The organism is Microbacterium sp. STF-2 (assembly GCF_034650155.1).
GTDB classification, from domain to species: domain Bacteria; phylum Actinomycetota; class Actinomycetes; order Actinomycetales; family Microbacteriaceae; genus Microbacterium; species Microbacterium maritypicum_A.
Window position 1 is genome coordinate 1053954 of the sequence record NZ_JARKMW010000001.1, and the last position, 16687, is coordinate 1070640.

The 16687-nt window shown below is 64.5% G+C and carries 14 protein-coding genes; 4 read left to right on the forward strand and 10 right to left on the reverse strand.

What is annotated here, in order from left to right:
• Position 1 precedes the first annotated feature (1 nt).
• Both MicroSTF_RS05060 and MicroSTF_RS05065 read right to left on the reverse strand, forming a co-directional pair.
• Positions 2–1081, reverse strand: a complete 1080-nt coding sequence (locus MicroSTF_RS05060) for a UDP-N-acetylglucosamine 2-epimerase (protein ID WP_029258278.1) — start codon at positions 1079–1081, stop codon at positions 2–4.
• Positions 1078–2157 (reverse strand): glycosyltransferase, encoded by a 1080-nt coding sequence (locus MicroSTF_RS05065; RefSeq protein WP_051670920.1) that lies wholly within the window; start codon positions 2155–2157, stop codon positions 1078–1080. The genes MicroSTF_RS05060 and MicroSTF_RS05065 overlap by 4 nt, the downstream gene beginning before the upstream one ends.
• Positions 2158–2338: 181 nt before the next feature.
• On the opposite strand from MicroSTF_RS05065, the gene MicroSTF_RS05070 reads away from it, so the two are divergent.
• A complete protein-coding gene (locus MicroSTF_RS05070; protein ID WP_029258280.1) occupies positions 2339–3823 on the forward strand; it encodes a DUF2142 domain-containing protein in 1485 nt (494 codons plus the stop codon).
• 125 nt (positions 3824–3948) lie between these two features.
• On the opposite strand, the gene MicroSTF_RS05075 is transcribed toward MicroSTF_RS05070, so the two are convergent.
• The 8 genes from MicroSTF_RS05075 to rfbA are packed head-to-tail and all read right to left on the reverse strand — an operon-like array spanning position 3949 to position 12968.
• Positions 3949–4320: a DUF2304 domain-containing protein gene (locus tag MicroSTF_RS05075; protein WP_029258281.1), complete on the reverse strand. Its 372-nt coding sequence runs from the start codon at positions 4318–4320 to the stop codon at positions 3949–3951.
• On the reverse strand, positions 4317–5039 hold the full coding sequence (locus MicroSTF_RS05080) for a glycosyltransferase family 2 protein (protein ID WP_231479881.1): 723 nt from the start codon (positions 5037–5039) through the stop codon (positions 4317–4319). The genes MicroSTF_RS05075 and MicroSTF_RS05080 overlap by 4 nt, the downstream gene beginning before the upstream one ends.
• A gap of 32 nt (positions 5040–5071) precedes the next feature.
• Positions 5072–6085, reverse strand: a complete 1014-nt coding sequence (locus MicroSTF_RS05085) for a glycosyltransferase family 2 protein (RefSeq protein ID WP_029258283.1) — start codon at positions 6083–6085, stop codon at positions 5072–5074.
• Complete coding sequence (locus MicroSTF_RS05090; RefSeq protein ID WP_029258284.1) at positions 6082–7287, reverse strand: ABC transporter ATP-binding protein; 1206 nt, start codon at positions 7285–7287, stop codon at positions 6082–6084. Before MicroSTF_RS05090 ends, MicroSTF_RS05085 begins: the two co-directional genes overlap by 4 nt.
• 2 nt (positions 7288–7289) lie before the next feature.
• Entirely contained in the window at positions 7290–8210 is a 921-nt protein-coding gene (locus tag MicroSTF_RS05095; protein ID WP_029258285.1) for an ABC transporter permease, read from the reverse strand.
• Between the two features lie 4 nt (positions 8211–8214).
• Positions 8215–10176 (reverse strand): rhamnan synthesis F family protein, encoded by a 1962-nt coding sequence (locus tag MicroSTF_RS05100; RefSeq protein WP_029266791.1) that lies wholly within the window; start codon positions 10174–10176, stop codon positions 8215–8217.
• Positions 10176–12092: a rhamnan synthesis F family protein gene (locus tag MicroSTF_RS05105; protein WP_136023855.1), complete on the reverse strand. Its 1917-nt coding sequence runs from the start codon at positions 12090–12092 to the stop codon at positions 10176–10178. The genes MicroSTF_RS05100 and MicroSTF_RS05105 overlap by 1 nt, the downstream gene beginning before the upstream one ends.
• Before the next feature lie 3 nt (positions 12093–12095).
• Entirely contained in the window at positions 12096–12968 is an 873-nt protein-coding gene (gene rfbA, locus MicroSTF_RS05110; protein ID WP_029258288.1) for a glucose-1-phosphate thymidylyltransferase RfbA, read from the reverse strand.
• A 79-nt stretch (positions 12969–13047) separates the two neighbouring features.
• Here rfbA and rfbB point away from each other — a divergent pair, with 79 nt between their 5' ends.
• The 3 genes from rfbB to MicroSTF_RS05125 all read left to right on the forward strand — a co-directional run bounded on the left by rfbB (position 13048) and on the right by MicroSTF_RS05125 (position 16676).
• Positions 13048–14046 carry a dTDP-glucose 4,6-dehydratase gene (rfbB, locus tag MicroSTF_RS05115; RefSeq protein WP_029258289.1) on the forward strand — a complete coding sequence of 333 codons (999 nt, stop codon included), beginning with the start codon at positions 13048–13050 and terminating at the stop codon, positions 14044–14046.
• Positions 14046–15452 (forward strand): sugar nucleotide-binding protein, encoded by a 1407-nt coding sequence (locus tag MicroSTF_RS05120; protein WP_029258290.1) that lies wholly within the window; start codon positions 14046–14048, stop codon positions 15450–15452. The genes rfbB and MicroSTF_RS05120 overlap by 1 nt, the downstream gene beginning before the upstream one ends.
• Positions 15453–15542: 90 nt before the next feature.
• On the forward strand, positions 15543–16676 hold the full coding sequence (locus tag MicroSTF_RS05125) for an acyltransferase family protein (RefSeq protein ID WP_081860066.1): 1134 nt from the start codon (positions 15543–15545) through the stop codon (positions 16674–16676).
• The last annotated feature ends 11 nt before the right edge of the window (positions 16677–16687 follow it).

The window sequence follows — 16687 nt, forward strand, 5'->3', positions numbered from 1 at the left end:
CTCAGACCGCGGGCTTCGCGAGGCCGCGAGAGATGAGATCTGCCACGATGATGTCGGATGGCGATGCCCCCGGGTCGACGTCGATGACCCGATAGTCGTCTGCGTTCGCCAGGAAATCGGCGACGGCCTTCTGCTCCCAGCCCGACAGGACCGCGCTGGTGCCGATACCCTCACGGCTCTCGGACACCTTACGGTGAACGAGGGTCGGAATGCCGAACACGGCGGCCTCCTGCTGGATTCCCCCGGAGTCGGTCACGACGAAGCTGGCCGAGCGCAGTGCGGCGACGAACTGGCTGTGCTCGAGTTTGGGCATCACCGTGAACTTCGTCAGACCGAGGTCACGGATCGTCTGCTCGATCGCGTCTCGCGAGTATGCATCGACGATGAGACGCAAGGGCAAAGGTGTGTTCGCATCCAACGTCTGCAGCGTTTCGGTCACCAGTGCCGCGTTGGAGATGAACTCGAAACGGTGCAGCAGGACCAGGCCGTAGGGTTCCGTCTCGGCGGCGGCGTCCCCCGCCGCATCCCGCACGGCATCCTTCGCCGTGTTCCCGTGCGTCAGCACGACATTGCGCTGCTTCGCGAGGTTTTCCGCTGCCTCTTCAGTGGGCACGTAGTGGATATCGGCGAAGCGCCCGACGATGCGTCGGTCGAGCTCCTCGGGGAACGGGTGTCGCCAGTTGCCGGAGCGCAGACCGGCCTCGACATGCGCGACCGGCACTTTGAGTCGACGTCCGATGAACGTTCCGAGCACCGTCGTCATGGTGTCACCGTGGACGATGACGACCGAGTCCGCAGGGAGTGTCTTGCGGATGCGGCGGATGTTACCGACCGACCAGCGGGCCACGTCGAACATCCACCCGAGCATCTGCACCGGAGACTTGAGGGGCTTGCCGCGGAAGCCGTTGGCGATCACTTCGGTCGGCGCGGGGAAGCCCAGCTCGGGCATCGCCTTTCGCAGCGACTCGGTGTGCTGCTGGGTCACCCAGTGCTGCACCGGGATCCCCTTGTCGGTCAAGCGGCGGACGACCGGGGCGATCTTGATCGCTTCGGCGGTCGTTCCGTAGATGAAGATGATCATTGATGCGCCTTTCCGGCAACGGGTCCCTGGGATCTCGATCGATCGAGGAAGGCGCCACGATGGACGACGATACCTCGGAGGAGGCCGCTCCAGAACGGGACGAGGAAGACCAGGATGTAGGTGACGTATGACAGCAGGGCCTGCGGCGGGCATCGATTGATCGCCGCGGGGATGAGTGGGGCGAGCAAGAGGAGCACCAGGACCGCGACGAGGGCGAGAGCCACGACTCCGCTCCCGGCGACGGCCAGCCACACGATCGCGGCGATCGCGAGGATCGGGCCGATCGCTGCGAGCAGCAGCACGATCGAGCGGACCGCCGAGGTGCCCGCATAGCTGTCGACGAACAGCGTCCCCCGGTCGAATGAATGCCGCACGAAGCCGCCGACTGTGGTCCGAGGACGGTACGTCGCAGAGAAGCCGGGATCGAGGCGGATTCCACCGTTTTGGGCTATCCACCGCAGGATCTTGGTGTCATCGGAGATGAGTTTGGCATCGCCCTCGGGCCAAGCCTGCGTGAACGCCGCGACGAGGACTTCCTTCCGGGCGAGGAAGGCGCCCGTCCCCTTCGGCGCAGAGTCGAAAGTGGCGGGCGTGAGGTCATACGGGCGAGGATCGCGCAGATACCGACCCCAGAACACGAATGTCGGGACCTCCCAGAATCGGCCGACGAGAGGCGAGGCAGGGTCGGTGTGGACGTGAGCGTTCCACCCGGCCGGCTTCGGATCGGCGGCGACCGCGGAGAGAAGGTACGAGAGTGCGCCCGGTGCGATGATGACGCGCGAATCCAGGAGGAGGATGTGCTCCCCTCGTGCCCGCTCGATCCCGGCCCAGCGTGCGAGAAAGCGTCCACTGTTCTCTTGGCGCACCACCACGAGGTCCCCGGGGAAATCGGCGGCCAGCCGCTCGACGACACCGCCAGACCCGTCATCGCTGCCGTCGTCGACGACGATCACCTCGACGCCCGCATCGGCCTGGCGTACCGCGACGGCCAGAGCGTCGAGAGTCGACGGGAGCCATCGCGCCGAATTGTACGACGGGATGACAACGCTCACGCTCGTGTCACCAGCGAGCGTCATCGCACAGACCCTGCCGGTGATGGCGCCCGTGCAACGTCGGCGGTGCATCCAAGTGGCGGCCGGGCACGCAGATATGATGGGACACGGTAAACACGCACCACCCAACAATACCCGCGACTTTCTGTGCCACCGAAACAACTCGTCGGCAGCGTCGCTTCCCTGAACGAGGAGCCCCTCCGCGATGACCCGCCGGACTCGACAGATCGTTGCAGCAGTTCTCGCCCCCCTCGCGCTGCTTGTCGCGTTGCTCGCCTGGGGAGTCTCCTCCCCTCCGGGTTCGAGCCCGGACGAGGACTACCATATGGGCAGCATCTGGTGCGCGTCCGGTCCCGTCGATGGACAGTGCGAGCTGACCGAGGATGCGACGACCCGTGAGCTCCCTGGCGATGTCGTCAAAGCCGCTGCCTGCTTCGCCTTCCACTCCGGCCAGGCGGCGACTTGCCCGCTCGACGAGACGAACATGGAGCCGACCACCCGCGGTAACTGGCTGGACAACGGCTACCCGCCTGTCTTCTACGCGGTCATGACCACCTTCGTCGGACCGGACCTCTCGGTGTCCATCATCCTCATGCGTTCCATCAACGCTCTGCTCTTCGTCGGCGTCCTGACGGCCCTCTTCTTCCTCTTGCCGTGGCGAATGAGGCACCTCGTGGTGTGGGGCTCACTGGTCGCCCTGGTGCCGCTCGGCGTCTTCCTGATCCCCAGCGTGAATCCGAGTTCCTGGTCGATCATCCAGGCCTGCGGGTTGTGGCTGGCAACGTGGGGTTTCTTTGTGCAGACCGGGCGCAAGAAGATCGGTCTCGCGGCATTGGCCGTCCTGTTGATGGTCATCGGCGCTGGCGCGCGAAGCGACTCGGCCGCGTACGGTGTCCTCGCCGTTGCCGTCGCCATCGTGCTCGGCTGGCGTCGTGACAAGCGGTTCCTGCTCGAGCTCCTCCTGCCTGTCGCCCTCGTTATCATCGCGGCATCGCTGTTCCTGACCAGTGGGCAGTCCGGGGTCCTCACGGCCGAGACGGAGCGCGGAGCGCAGAGCCTCTACCAGCTGATCGTCGGTAACCTGCAGCTGCTCCCCCTCCTCTGGGCCGGCGCCCTCGGCTCCTGGGGCCTCGGCTGGTTCGACACGCCGATGCCGCCTCTTGTCTGGGTGACGTCGGTGTCGATGGTGGCCGGAGTGGTCTTCTGGGGCTTCAAGAAAGGCACTCCGCGCAAATGGCTCGCGCTGGCCGGAGTGGCAGCTGGTCTCATCGTGGTCCCGATGTACATCCTCGTTCGGGAGGGGGTAATGGTCGGAACCGGCGTGCAGCCGCGCTACGTGTACCCGATGATGATCATGTTCGTCGGAATCGCCCTTGTGGGCCTGCGTCGAGCGAACGTCTCGATGAGCCGAGTGCAGCTGATGATCGTCGTCGCCGGTCTGTCGGTGGCCAACAGCCTGGCGCTCAACATCAATATGCGCCGCTACATCACTGGGCTCGACAACCCCGGTTTGAACCTCGACCGCGATGCCGAATGGTGGTGGAATACGCCGATCTCACCCATGACGGTCTGGGTCGTCGGCTCTCTCGCCTTCGCCATCGCGCTGACGACCTTTGCGTGGGTCGCCTGGAGCAGTCGAAACCGCGCCGTCCTGCGCGTCATGGAAGAACCGGAGCTCGCCCGCGCGTGAAGGCGAACCCGGTGCGAGCGGCTTTCGGCCGAGGCCACGGAGTCGACACACCGTGATGACGCGGCACTGCGGAGAGACGGTGGAGCCGGCGATCATCACGGGGCCGACTGACGCGACGTTCCGCGTCAGTCGCGGATCTGATTCCCGCCAGTCGCGCCCTCGGCCCTGAGCGCGTCGACTTCCGCACGCAGGATCGCGACTTCTTCGGCCACTCGTCGCGTTTCGTCCTCTGCGGTGGAGAGCTCCCATGACTGGTGAAGGGTGACACCGACGAGGAGGGCGATCGCACCGACGAAGAGCAGGTTCGACGGCACCTGGACTCCGAGGACGTTCGACAGCCAGAAGAGCAGGTCCGGGAACACCGTGAGGATGAGCATCGCGACGCCGATGATGAGCCAGAGCACCGCGTACTTTTCGCGGAGGCGCTTGCTCAGGAGCATCCAGACGATGATGGCCAGGATGAACAGGGCCGACGCGATACCGACGTAGACGATCATGCGGTGGCCTTTCGACGTCCGCGCATCAGCGCGAGCCCGAGTGCGAACACGGAACGGAACAGATAGATGGTGGAACCGATCGCACCCTGCGAAGGACGCCCGTGCACACGCGGGCGCATGGCGACGGGGACCTGCGTCACCGTGAGACCGGCATGAGCGCCGGCGACGAGCGAATCGATGGTGTCACCCAAGTACTCTGCCGGGTAGTAGCGGACGTATTGCGCGATCGCACGGGAGTTGGCCGCGCGGAAACCGCTGGTGACGTCGGTGAGCTTGGTACCTGCCACTCGTGAGACCACGGAGGCGAGGAAGAGCATCGCCCACTTGCGAGGCCCGCGGACCGCATAGTCACCGACCTCTGCGAACCGCGCGCCGATCGAGATGTCTGCCTTCTCAAGGCCTCCGAGAACCTCGGCGATGTTCGCGGGATTGTGCTGGCCGTCCGCGTCGACCTGAATCGCGCGCTCATATCCGTGCCGCTGGGCGTAGGTGTACCCCGTCTTCATCGCTCCACCGACGCCGAGGTTGAACGGCAGCGGGAGCACCGTGGCTCCGGCGGCCTTGGCGACCGCCACCGTGGCATCGGTCGATCCGTCATCCACCACGATCACGTCATATCGGTCGTCGGCATCGAGGATCTCCGCAACAGTGTGGCCGACGTTCTTCTCCTCGTTCCACGCGGGAACGATCACCAACACTCGTTCATTCACTTTCGCCACGGTTAGCCATCCTAATAGCGATGCCGTCGACGTCAGCGACGCCGATGGACTGTCCTGTTGTAGATCTGCACCTCGATCGCGCGCTGAAGATACAGCACCGCGCACAGCAGCCGCTGCCCGAGGCTCAACCGCTTCAGCCGCGCGCGTACCGCCGCGACATCTTCGGAGTAGATCGCGCGATCCCGCGCTGTCGTCGCGCTGCGGCGTTCGAAGCGGAGGGTCTTCAGACCCGAATATGCCCGGGCCGGGGTGATTCCCATGCGCAGCGCCGTGTCGAAAGAGGCCAGATGAGCATGGACGATGTCGGAGTAGTAGCGGGTCGACTTCACCGCGTGCGACACGCTGTCTCCACGCTGAAGCCAGTAGTAGAGCGCATCGCTGCAGGACACGACCTTCGACATACGTTCATACAGCGTCATCGCGACGGCGACATCCTGAGCGTAGCGCCCATCAGGGAACCGGACCCCCTCGAACAGGTGCGACCGGTAGAGCTTCCCCCAGTTCGCTTCGCTGAAGTACTTGAGCTCCACTCGCAAGAGGCGACGCACGGCGACGGAGAACACCGTCTGGTAGGCCCTGGCCGCGTCGTGGAAGACGATCGACGTCCCGAACGGGTCATCGCTGTGCTTGGCCAGTTCGGCTTCTCCCTGGCTCGCCCCGATGTTCCGCCACCGACAGCAACTCATGTCGGCGCCTGTCGACTCGATCAGGCCCACGAGGCGCTCCAGCATGCGCGGCGCCATGAGGTCATCGTTGTCGCAGAAGGTGATGAATTCTCCCGTCGCCAGATCGACACCCGCGTTCTGCGCGGAGGCGATGCCGCCGTTCGCCTGATGGCGCACGACGACACGGCGGTCTTCCAGAGCCAATGCGTCGCAGAGTGCTCCGGATTCGTCCGTCGACCCATCATCGATGAGGATGACCTCGATGTTCTCGTGAGTCTGCGCGAGGATAGAGCGGACGCACGGAAGCAGATGCACGCCCGAGTTGTAGACCGGCACGACGATCGAGACCAGCGGGCCTCGCGGGGTCTTCTCCGCATTCATGTGATGCGCACGGATGTCGCCACAGGACCGACGGAGAGAACATCGCCCAGGATCTCGAACTCCGCGCCGTTCATCAGGCCGTGCGAGGTCGGTTCGCTGATTCCCGACGCGTTCACGTTGATCGAGTAATGCCCCGGGCTGAGCCCGTCCGTCGTGAAGGTGATCGACACGTCGCGAGATGCCGTGAGCGGCGCGAGCTCGATGTCGAGCATGTCGGTGTTCGATGCGAGTGCGATCTGCCCCAGCGACGAATCGACGCTGAACCCGATCGCCCAGCGCTCGATCGGTCGAAGCATCTCGACGTCGACGCGCAGGTTGACGTCGTCACCCGCCCGGAGCTGGGCGATGTCCGTGCCGCTCTTCCCGAGGATCTCGATGGAGCGGATCTCGAGTGCGCGGGAGATCTGATCCGGTCGCGCCTGTCCGACGGCGTTCTCCGCGAGAAGTTCGCGGAACCGCTCGATCGCCGTCACCGGGATCCCGTCGTAGACGAGCTTGCCCTTGTCCATGACGACGACACGGTCGCAGAGCGAGGAGATCTGGTCCAAGGCATGGCTCACGATGATGATCGTGCGGCCCTCGGTCTGGAACTCGCGGATCTTCGCGAGACACTTCTCCTGGAACTGCTCATCGCCGACGGCGAGCACCTCATCGACGAGCAGGATGTCCGGGTCCGTGTGCACGGCGATCGCGAACGCCAGCCGGACATACATGCCGGAGGAGTAGAACTTCACCTGTGTGTCGATGAAATCGCCGACGCCGGAGAACTCGAGGATCGCGGCGAACTGCTCCTCCACCTCTTCTCTGCTGAGGCCAAGAACCGAACCGTTCAGGAAGACGTTCTCCCGGCCCGTCAGGTCGGGATGGAAGCCAGCGCCGAGCTCGAGAAGAGCGGCCACGCGCCCGCGCTGCTCGACGGTTCCCTCTGTCGGCTGGATGATGCCACCCAGCACCTTGAGCAGTGTGCTCTTGCCCGAACCGTTGTGGCCGATCAGGCCGATCGTCGTGCCGGCGCTGATACCGAGGCTGACGTCACTCAAGCCCCAGAAATCCTGACGATGCTGTCTCCCGGCGCGACCGAGGGTGACGACTCGCTCTTTGAGCGAGGAGTCCTTTCGCACCGTGAAGCGCTTGGACACGTTGGCGACCCGGATCACCTCGGGTGCGGGCACATCGAAGACGTGTGTCGTGCTTTCTGTCATTTTCAAAGCTCCTGCGCGAAGTTGCCCTGCAGGCGCAGGAAGACACGATGGCTGACGAAGAGCAGCACGACGCCGACGATCAACGCGATGAGCATGCGGATCATGAGGTTGTCCGGCCATTCGACGGCGTCGCCGGAGACCCAGAACGCCCGTTGGAACCCGAGTACCGCAAGGGTCAGGGGGTTGTCCGTGTACAGCTCGATCACCCAAGGGACGGTGACGAGCTGTGACACCATCTGCCAGGAATACACGACCGGGGAGGCCCAGAACAGCAGCATCGTGATCACGTCGACGAGGTACTGGGTGTCCCGGAGGTAGACGTTGACTGCGCCGCAGAACAATGCCAGCGCGAGCCCGAAGACGACGATGAGGGCGAGCGCGGGAAGGAAATAGATGAGACCTGCGTGCAGAGGCGGCTTGCCGATGGCGAATGTCGCGATCACGAGCACGACCAGCTGAACGCCGAAATTGAACAAGGCGGCACCCGTGCTCGCGAGCGGGAAGACCTCGCGCGGGACGTAGACCTTCTTGACGAGTCCCGCGTTGGCCAGGATCGATCCCGTTCCGCCGACGAGGATCTCCTGGAAGAGACCCATCGCGGTCAGACCTGCGAAGACGTAGATGGCGAAATCGGGGATGCCGCGAGCAGCGCCCAGGAAGTGGCCGAGCACCACGAAGTAGATCGCGAGCTGCATGAGCGGCCGTGCGAGCACCCACAGGAACCCGAGAGCCGAGTCCTTGTATCGGGCCTTGAGGTCGCGCTTGACCAGAAGCGAGAGCATCTCTCGGTGATCGACGAGTTCGCGGAAGGGTCCGAGGAAACCTCCCGAGGCCCCCTTACCTACTGCCCCGATGCTCCTCATGGGCATCTCGGCGATGCGCGCGAACCTCGCGCTCGCCGCCGACGGCGTTGCCTCTGTCATGCGTTCATGCTCCCTTGCTGCCGGGCTTCGGCAAGAGTCTGCGCACGATTCGCGAGGGGCGCAGCCTGCCGAGACGACGTCGCCACGGTGCGACTCTCGCAAAGGCAGCGCGGAATCGCGGCTCGAGCTCGGGTTTGTTCATGCGCGCGTACATGTACGCGAAATCTTCCAGACGCCCATCGCCGAAGTCGCCGGCCGCGCGCATGCGCTCGATCTGCTGCATCGTCGTGTCCATCAGGGTGCTGGACATCTGATCGAGATTGTACTCGAGTGCCGTATAGCTTCTCGCGAGGTACGTCGGAGTGGCGATCGTCCTGGTGTGATATCCGAGCTCACCCGCCGCATACGAAGGCATCCGCTCGAGCACGTGTGCGTGACCACCGTCCTTGTACTCCTCGGTGCCTCCGAAGTCCTCGAAACTCCATTCCGGCTCGAGCAGGAGACGGAGAGCCTGCGGGCGCGCGAAGTACATCGACCCGAACGGAGCGAGAGGCGAAAGCTGGTCGGTTGGAACGCGGATGCCGAGGTCGGAAGCGACTTCGACGAATCGCGCGCGGTTATCCCACCACGCGTGCCCCATGGTCCCATAGCCGATGTGCACCATCGGCGGGTAGGCGAGGCCCAGACCCGGCTCGCGCTGGAACAATGCGACCACGTTGGCGACATAGCCGGAGCTGGGCAACAGGTTTCCGAACTGCTGCCGGGCGAAGAGCCGGCCGGGGTTGAACGCGTCCTGTGGTGTCTTCTTGGAGTGGATCTTCACGACCAGCTCGTAGCCGCCGTTGAGCAGCTCCTCCCGGCAGGTGATGAGGAACGCGCTCTGGTCTCGTCCGTCGTTCGATTCGACCACTCGTACATCCACTGCGCCGCGAGGAGTGCGGGTCGCGAGAGTGGCGCGGATCTGTTCCGCTCGCCCCTCGTCCGCGGTCGTCACGATCAGGTCGTAGTCCCCAGGGAGCCGGTCGAGCCCGTCGAGCATCGTCGGTGCGAGCTCCGGGTAGTAGATGTGGGCGATCGCCAATGTGCGCAACGGCGAATTCTTGTCGTAGTTCGTGTCGTGTTCGGGGATCACGTCGAGCAGCGCGGCGTCCGCGTTCAGCGTTCTCGGCTCGACGTTCCTCGCCAGATCCTGCATGAGGATCTCCATCGGGTACCCGTAGCGCGCTGCGGCGTCCAGAGTCCATTTGCCGATCACCGCGAGGCGGTCCAGGTAGGGCGGCCACTGAAAGAACGGACGCCGCTTCAGCGTCGGGCACCCCGCGTCGAGCAGCTGCTCGGCATAGAGCACGGCGTGGTTCTCGACCTTGTCGGTGATGCTGGGGAACGCCACCTCACCGATGAAGCCGTACGACGTGAAGCGCTCGGTGAAGATCGCCTCGTGCTTGACGACCGCGTCTTCGTAGGCGTTCATGGCCGGGAGGTTGGCCCAGTAGTCGATCCATTCCACGCTGGCGACGAGTTCTTTGCGAGCCACCAGCCAATACGACTGGAGATGGTAGGCGAGGTAATCGCGGTGCGTGAAAGGGTTCGGCTCGACGCGGACGTGGTCCGTCATCCCCCAGAAATGGAGCTCCTGACGATCCATGCGTTCGAACACCGGGTCGAAGGGCCGGACAGGGCCGAACCAGGTGTCGTTGGCGAGGATGACCTCGTCGAAATCGCTGATCGCCTCGCCGACGTGGTCGAGACCGTGCTTGTAGCCCCAGATGTCGAACCCAGAATTGTCACGCTCGATCACCTCGTCTGCGACGGTCTCGAGCGTCGCGCGTCCTGCCGGCGCGAGGGCGCCGTTGGAGATGACGAGGATCGTGTCGCAGAAGCGTCGAAGATCCTTCAACGCGTACGGCACGTAGTCTTCGACTTCGCCGCGCCGGTCATAGACCACATAGATGAGCAGGCGCCGCCCACCATCGGGGAAGCGCGCGGCGTCCCGCGTCGGGAAGGTGGTGAGTTCGGCGGTTCTCATCAGAATCCTCCCCGGTAGTTGTCGATGCGGCGTTTCGCGTATCGGAGCACGCGACGGCCGAACTTGGCCACGAAGATCGCGGTGTAGGCGGCCTTGTATGCCGGGCTGGCGATCGCCGCGAGCACGGGGTGGTTCATGTTGAGATACATGCGCGAGAGCCCGAAGGCGCCACTCCCGCTCATCCTCCCCGCGCGCTGGATCAACGTGATCGCATCGACGGGGTAGCCGCGTGTCGTCGAGAAGAGCTGATCCACCTTGTAGTCGATCGCGGTGTGACTGATCGCCGCATGCTCGGGAGTGAGCACGGTTTCGGCGTAGTAGCCCTCCGCACCGGCGACGTGCGCGATCAGGCGTTCCTGGACGCGGGCGAGATCCTTGACCGGGCCGCTCGACGTGTAGTCACGGTAGCTGAGACGCAGCTCGGCGAGAGACGCGAGAGCCTCGGGCCGACACATCCACATCCCCCCATAAGGAGCGAGGGGAGAGATCGTCTCGAGAGGCACATGCACTCCGAGTCTGCGGGCCAGTCGCGCGGCGGTGATGCGATAGCGCCCACCCCCCCAGCCGGAACCGAGGATGGAGTACCCGATGTGCATCGTCGGCGGGAAGAGGACACCGAGGTGAGGCTTCGCAGCGAACTCACCGAGCAGATTCTGCACGTACTCCGGCGATGCGAGGAGGTTCTCGGTCTGGTACCGAGTGAAGTACCGCACGATGTTCAGCGTCTTCTTGACGTGTTTGCGGGCATGCACCTTGACGAGCACGTCGTATTCGCGTTCGAGGAGCAGGTCGTGGCATCCCACGAAGAAGTCGGCCATGTCGCGCCCCTTGCGCGAGGGAGTCACGCGGACGTCGAGTCCGGCATTGCCCAGGTCCCGAGACTCGACGAAGCGCTCGATACGCGCGGCCTTACGCCCGTCGGTCGTCGTGACGATCAGGTCGAACCCGGCGGGAAGGTTACCCAGTTTCCCGCAGAGCTGTTCGAAGGCCGGGAGGTCACGGGCATAGACGACGGCTGCGACGCGGAGGCCGCTCGTATCCGCGCGGGGCGTGGCGCTCTTCTGCGACGCGATCTCGAGGAGCCCCGCATTCGCATTCAGGGTGCGCGGAGCGACCGAGCGGGCGAGCGCGCTCAGCGTCGCGTCGCGGTCCAACCCACGCGTCTCCGCGACATCGAGGATGTCGCTGCCGATGATGCCGTGCCGATCGAGATAAGACGGATACCACGCGAACACGCCGCGGTCGAGGAAGGGATACCCGTCTTCGATCAGGAGATCGGCGACGTGCGCGGGTGCATTTCCCGTCGGATAGGCATCCCCGGGGAAGGCGAACTCGATGCGGTGGCCCGCGGCAGCAAGCCTGGGAGCGATGACCCGCTCCGACTCGACGGGATTCGGGATACGATGCGCCTCGTCCCAGAATGCCGACCACGCCGCACTCTCGAAAAGAGAGCGACGTGCGACGAACCAGGCCCACGGCATGGCCACGAGCGGATGCCCCTGTTCTGGGAACGAAGCGTCGAGGTCTCCCATGATCTCGGAGGCCTGCCATCCGTCACCAGGAATCGCATCCATGCGCTCGAGCATCGCATCGAAGGAATCGAGAGGGCCGAACCAACCGTCGCCGGTGAGCACGATCTCATCGATCTCCCCGTGCAGCGGCTTGAGAACATCAAGCGCATCCCGGTAGTTCGTCGGGGTGAAGCGCTCGGTGTCGACGGGGACGAGCTGCACATCGAGGTGGGCGAGACGCGACTCCGCATCGCTGACCGAGGCCGGCACCGTCACGACCACCCTGGTCGCGTGCGCCGAAAGCGTGGCGAGGGCTGTGGACGCCGTCGGTTCCAGGCTTCGCGAATCACCGGCGAGAGCGTAGACGACGGCTCTCCGCGGGGCCGGGAGGGCGCCGTTCGGCATCACTCAGCGGCCTCCCTGCTGCAGTGCTTTGAGAAGGTACTCTCCGTAGCCGCTCTTGCGAAGCGGCTCGGCACGCTCTCGCAGCTCGTCGTCGGTGAGGAAGCCCATGCGCCAGGCGACCTCCTCCGGGCAGCCGATCGAGAGGCCCTGCCGCTTCTCCACGGTGCGGATGAAGTCGGTAGCCTCCGCCAACGAGTCGAAAGTTCCGGTGTCGAGCCACGCTGTTCCGCGGGTGAGAACCTGCACTTTGAGCTTGCCGCGGTCGAGGTACTCGCGGTTGATGTCGGTGATCTCGAGTTCACCGCGGGGCGAGGGCTTGAGCGCCTTGGCGATCTCGATGACCTCGTTGTCGTAGAAGTAGAGGCCAGGTACCGCGTAGTTGCTCTTGGGCTGCGCAGGCTTCTCTTCGAGTGACACCACTTTGCCTTCGCGGTCGAACTCGACGACTCCGTACGCGGTGGCATCGTTGACCCAGTAGCCGAAGACCACGCCACCCTCGAGCTCGGTGTACTGGCGCAGCTGTGTGCCCATGCCCTGGCCGTAGAAGATGTTGTCCCCCAGGACGAGCGCCACCGGTTCGTCTCCGATGTGCTCCTCGCCGAGGATGAAGGCCTGAGCGAGGCCGTCCGGAGACGGCTGCGTCTTGTACGTGATCGAGACCCCGAACTTCGAGCCGTCGCCGAGCAGCCGCTGGAACGACTCCGCATCATGTGGCGTCGTGATCATCAGAATGTCGCGGATGCCCGCGAGGATCAGGGTCGACAGCGGGTAGTAGATCATCGGCTTGTCGTACACCGGAACCAACTGCTTCGAGACGCCGAGGGTGATCGGGTGGAGCCGGGAGCCTGTGCCGCCGGCGAGAATGATGCCACGCATGAACACCAGTCTCCCTGATCGCGGTCACCTGAACAAACGCCCCGAATCCTCCGCACCCCCACCCGGTACGCTGATGGTCATGCAGAAACTGCTCGTCACCGGCGGCGCCGGCTTCATCGGTTCCAACTTCGTGCACCACGTCATCGAGAACACCGATGCCCACGTCACCGTGCTCGACAAGCTCACGTATGCGGGAAACCGAGCGTCGCTCGACGGACTCCCCGGCGACCGCGTGCGCTTCGTGGAGGGGGACATCGCCGACGCGAAGCTGGTCGACAGCCTTTTCGCCGATGTCGATTCAGTCGTGCACTATGCGGCCGAGTCCCACAACGACAACTCCCTGCACGATCCGCGCCCTTTCCTCGACACGAACATCATTGGCACCTATACGCTGCTCGAGGCCGCGCGACGCCATGACCGCCGGTTCCACCACATCTCGACCGACGAGGTGTACGGAGATCTCGAGCTCGACGATCCCGAGCGCTTCACCGAGCAGACGCCGTACAACCCGTCGTCCCCGTACTCCTCCACCAAAGCCGGTAGCGATCTTCTCGTCCGCGCCTGGGTGCGCTCGTTCGGGGTGCGGGCGACCATCTCGAACTGCTCGAACAACTACGGTCCGTACCAGCACGTCGAGAAGTTCATCCCGCGTCAGATCACGAACGTGATCCGCGGCATCCGGCCCAAGTTGTACGGCGCTGGCCTTAACGTCCGAGACTGGATCCACGCAGACGATCACTCCTCCGCCGTGCTCACCATCCTCGGCAAGGGCGAAATCGGTGAAACCTATCTGATCGGCGCTGACGGCGAGAAGGACAACAAGTCCGTCGTCGAGCTGATCCTCACCGAGATGGGTCAGCCGGCGGACGCCTACGACCACGTGACAGATCGAGCGGGCCACGACCTGCGATATGCGATCGATTCGACCAAGCTCCGCACCGAGCTGGGCTGGACGCCGACCTTCGGCGACTTCGAGTCCGGGCTCGCATCGACTATCGCGTGGTACCGCGACAACGAGGCCTGGTGGGCGCCTTCCAAGGACGCCACAGAGTCGTTCTACGCGTCGAAGGGGCAGTGATGACGGAGTTCGGCAAGGCACTCACGGTCACAGAGACCAACATCCCCGGGCTGCTCCTCGCCGACCTCCCTGTTCACGGGGACTCCCGCGGCTGGTTCAAGGAGAACTGGCAACGCGAGAAGATGATCGCGGCCGGGCTGCCGGACTTCGGGCCGGTGCAGAACAACATCTCCTTCAACGACGCGATCGGAACGACGCGCGGCATCCACGCAGAGCCGTGGGACAAATGGGTGTCGGTGGCGACGGGACGCATCTTCGGCGCCTGGGTCGACCTGCGAGAGGGCCCGACGTTCGGTCGCGTCTTCACCGCGGAGATCGACCCGTCTCGGGCGATCTTCGTGCCCCGCGGCGTCGGCAACGCATATCAGACGCTCGAGGCAGACACCGCGTACGTGTACCTGGTGAACGACCACTGGTCCGCTGATGCGGAGTACTCATTCCTGAACCTCGCCGATGACACCGCGTCGATCGAATGGCCGATCCCGTTGTCCGAGGTCGAGATCTCCGCGAAGGACCTCGCCCACCCGCGACTTGCCGACGTCACTCCGATTCCGCCGAAGAAGACGCTCGTGATCGGCGCCAACGGTCAGCTGGGACGCGCCTTGCGAGAACTCTTCGGCGATGCCCCGGAATACGAGTACGCAGGGCGCGATGAGCTCGATCTCGCAGACCCCTCCTTCTCTTCTGCTCGCCATTGGCGTGACTACGCGACGATCGTCAATGCTGCGGCGTATACCGCGGTCGACACGGCCGAGACGCCCGAGGGACGCGCAGATGCGTGGGCTGCCAATGTCACCGGAGTCGCAACATTGGCGAAGATCGCTGCGGAGAACGCCATCACTCTCGTGCACGTGTCGAGCGACTATGTCTTCGACGGCACCAAGGCCGGCGAGTACGCCGAAACCGACGCCGTGCGCCCGCTCGGCGTGTACGGGCAGACGAAGGCCGCCGGCGATGCTCTGGTCTCCACCGTTCCGCAGCACTACATCATCCGCACGTCGTGGGTGATCGGCGAGGGGAAGAACTTCGTCCGGACGATGGCTTCGCTCGCCGAGCGCGGCATCGACCCGAAGGTCGTCGACGACCAGACCGGACGCCTCACCTTCACCGCGGACATCGCGGCAGGGGTGCAGCACCTTCTGTCCGTTCGTCCGGAGTACGGCGTCTACAACCTCACCGGAACCGGCTCGCCGATGACCTGGGCCGAGCTGGCCAAGACCGTCTTCACGTCCACCGGACACGATGCCGCCCGCGTGACAGGAGTCAGCACCGAGGAGTACTTCTCCTCGGCCTCCGGTCCGATCGCTCCCCGTCCGAGCAACAGCGTGCTGAACCTCGACCGGATCAGCGCGACGGGCTTCTCCCCCTCCCCTATGCTGGACTCGCTCGCCGCGTATCTCGATTGACCGCACTCGGGCACCCATCTTGTCGACGGTCGCACTCGCATAGAAGTGGCTCTCCGCGCCGTCGCGTTCGTCTCTCCCCGAGGTTGACCCATCAGAAATCCTGAACTCGACTCGTTGCGCGGTCTGGCCGCCATCTCGGTGCTGTTGTACCATGTCCTCGCGCTGAACTGGGCGACGTTGCAGGCCGGCATCGATCTTCTGCCGGCAGACCGCACGATCTTCAACATCCTCATCTTCTCTCCTCTGCACATCATCTGGCTGGGAGCCGAGGCTGTGTGGTTCTTCTTCGTCCTCTCGGGATTCGCGCTGACAAAGGCGGCGACGCGTCCAGGTTTCACGTGGTCGGCGTACTTTCCCAGTCGCATGCTTCGCTTGTACGGGCCCGTACTCTTCGCCATCCTCTTCGCGTGGCTCACCTACGTCCTGATTCCGCACGTCGTCGAACCAGGCGACAACATCGTGATCAGTTCCCTCCCGAAGAACTACGAGTGGTCGGAGATCGTCTACGACGCCACGCTGCTCGGAGGGACGAGCAACGGTATCGGCGTCCTCTGGTCCTTGCAGTGGGAGGTCGTCTTCTCGCTTCTCCTACCGGTCTATCTCTACCTGGTGCGCAGGTTTCCCGGTTGGGCGACGCTCGTCGCGATCGTGGGCTGCGGGATCGGTTGGAGCGTCAGCAACCAGCTCCTCTCGTACATGCCGATGTTCTTCTTCGGAGCCCTTTTGGCGCAGTACTGGGACCAGATCAGTCGGGCATTCGCATTCCTCCGAGGCGGTGGATGGATCGCGCATTCGAGCGGACTCGTCCTCGTGGTCGTGGCGATCTGCGGCATGACATCGTTCTTCCTGGTCGGTCGCCCTCTGCAGTCCATAGGCATCGATCCACGCCTGGCCACGATGCCGTTCGCTCTGGCCGGCATCGTGCTCCTCACCATCCTCAGCGTGCAATGGAGCCCTCTGAGCCGGCTGCTCTCGCTTCGCGTGATGGTCTTCCTCGGAACGATCTCGTTCAGTCTCTATCTCGTACATCGGCCGATCATGATCGCCATGGGCTTCGCCATCGGCGTGGGTGCCGTGCCCGCGATCCTCACGGTGGTCGCCAGCTTCGCCATCGCCATCGGCTTCTACTACGCCTTCGAACGGCCGATCCACCGGCTCGCGCGCCGCCTGAACCGGTCGATTCAGCGCAGGGAATCGGCCGGAGCATCGGCCGTGAGCATCTGACACCCCCTAGT

Bases quoted from the DNA above. Each gene is read 5' to 3' on its own strand.
- MicroSTF_RS05060 (WP_029258278.1), bottom strand. From the start codon at position 1,081: ATGATCATCTTCATCTACGGAACGACCGCCGAAGCGATCAAGATCGCC.
- MicroSTF_RS05065 (WP_051670920.1), bottom strand. From the start codon at position 2,157: ATGACGCTCGCTGGTGACACGAGCGTGAGCGTTGTCATCCCGTCGTAC.
- MicroSTF_RS05070 (WP_029258280.1), top strand. From the start codon at position 2,339: ATGACCCGCCGGACTCGACAGATCGTTGCAGCAGTTCTCGCCCCCCTC.
- MicroSTF_RS05075 (WP_029258281.1), bottom strand. From the start codon at position 4,320: ATGATCGTCTACGTCGGTATCGCGTCGGCCCTGTTCATCCTGGCCATC.
- MicroSTF_RS05085 (WP_029258283.1), bottom strand. From the start codon at position 6,085: ATGAATGCGGAGAAGACCCCGCGAGGCCCGCTGGTCTCGATCGTCGTG.
- MicroSTF_RS05090 (WP_029258284.1), bottom strand. From the start codon at position 7,287: ATGACAGAAAGCACGACACACGTCTTCGATGTGCCCGCACCCGAGGTG.
- MicroSTF_RS05095 (WP_029258285.1), bottom strand. From the start codon at position 8,210: ATGACAGAGGCAACGCCGTCGGCGGCGAGCGCGAGGTTCGCGCGCATC.
- MicroSTF_RS05100 (WP_029266791.1), bottom strand. From the start codon at position 10,176: ATGAGAACCGCCGAACTCACCACCTTCCCGACGCGGGACGCCGCGCGC.
- MicroSTF_RS05105 (WP_136023855.1), bottom strand. From the start codon at position 12,092: ATGCCGAACGGCGCCCTCCCGGCCCCGCGGAGAGCCGTCGTCTACGCT.
- rfbA (WP_029258288.1), bottom strand. From the start codon at position 12,968: ATGCGTGGCATCATTCTCGCCGGCGGCACAGGCTCCCGGCTCCACCCG.
- rfbB (WP_029258289.1), top strand. From the start codon at position 13,048: ATGCAGAAACTGCTCGTCACCGGCGGCGCCGGCTTCATCGGTTCCAAC.
- MicroSTF_RS05120 (WP_029258290.1), top strand. From the start codon at position 14,046: ATGACGGAGTTCGGCAAGGCACTCACGGTCACAGAGACCAACATCCCC.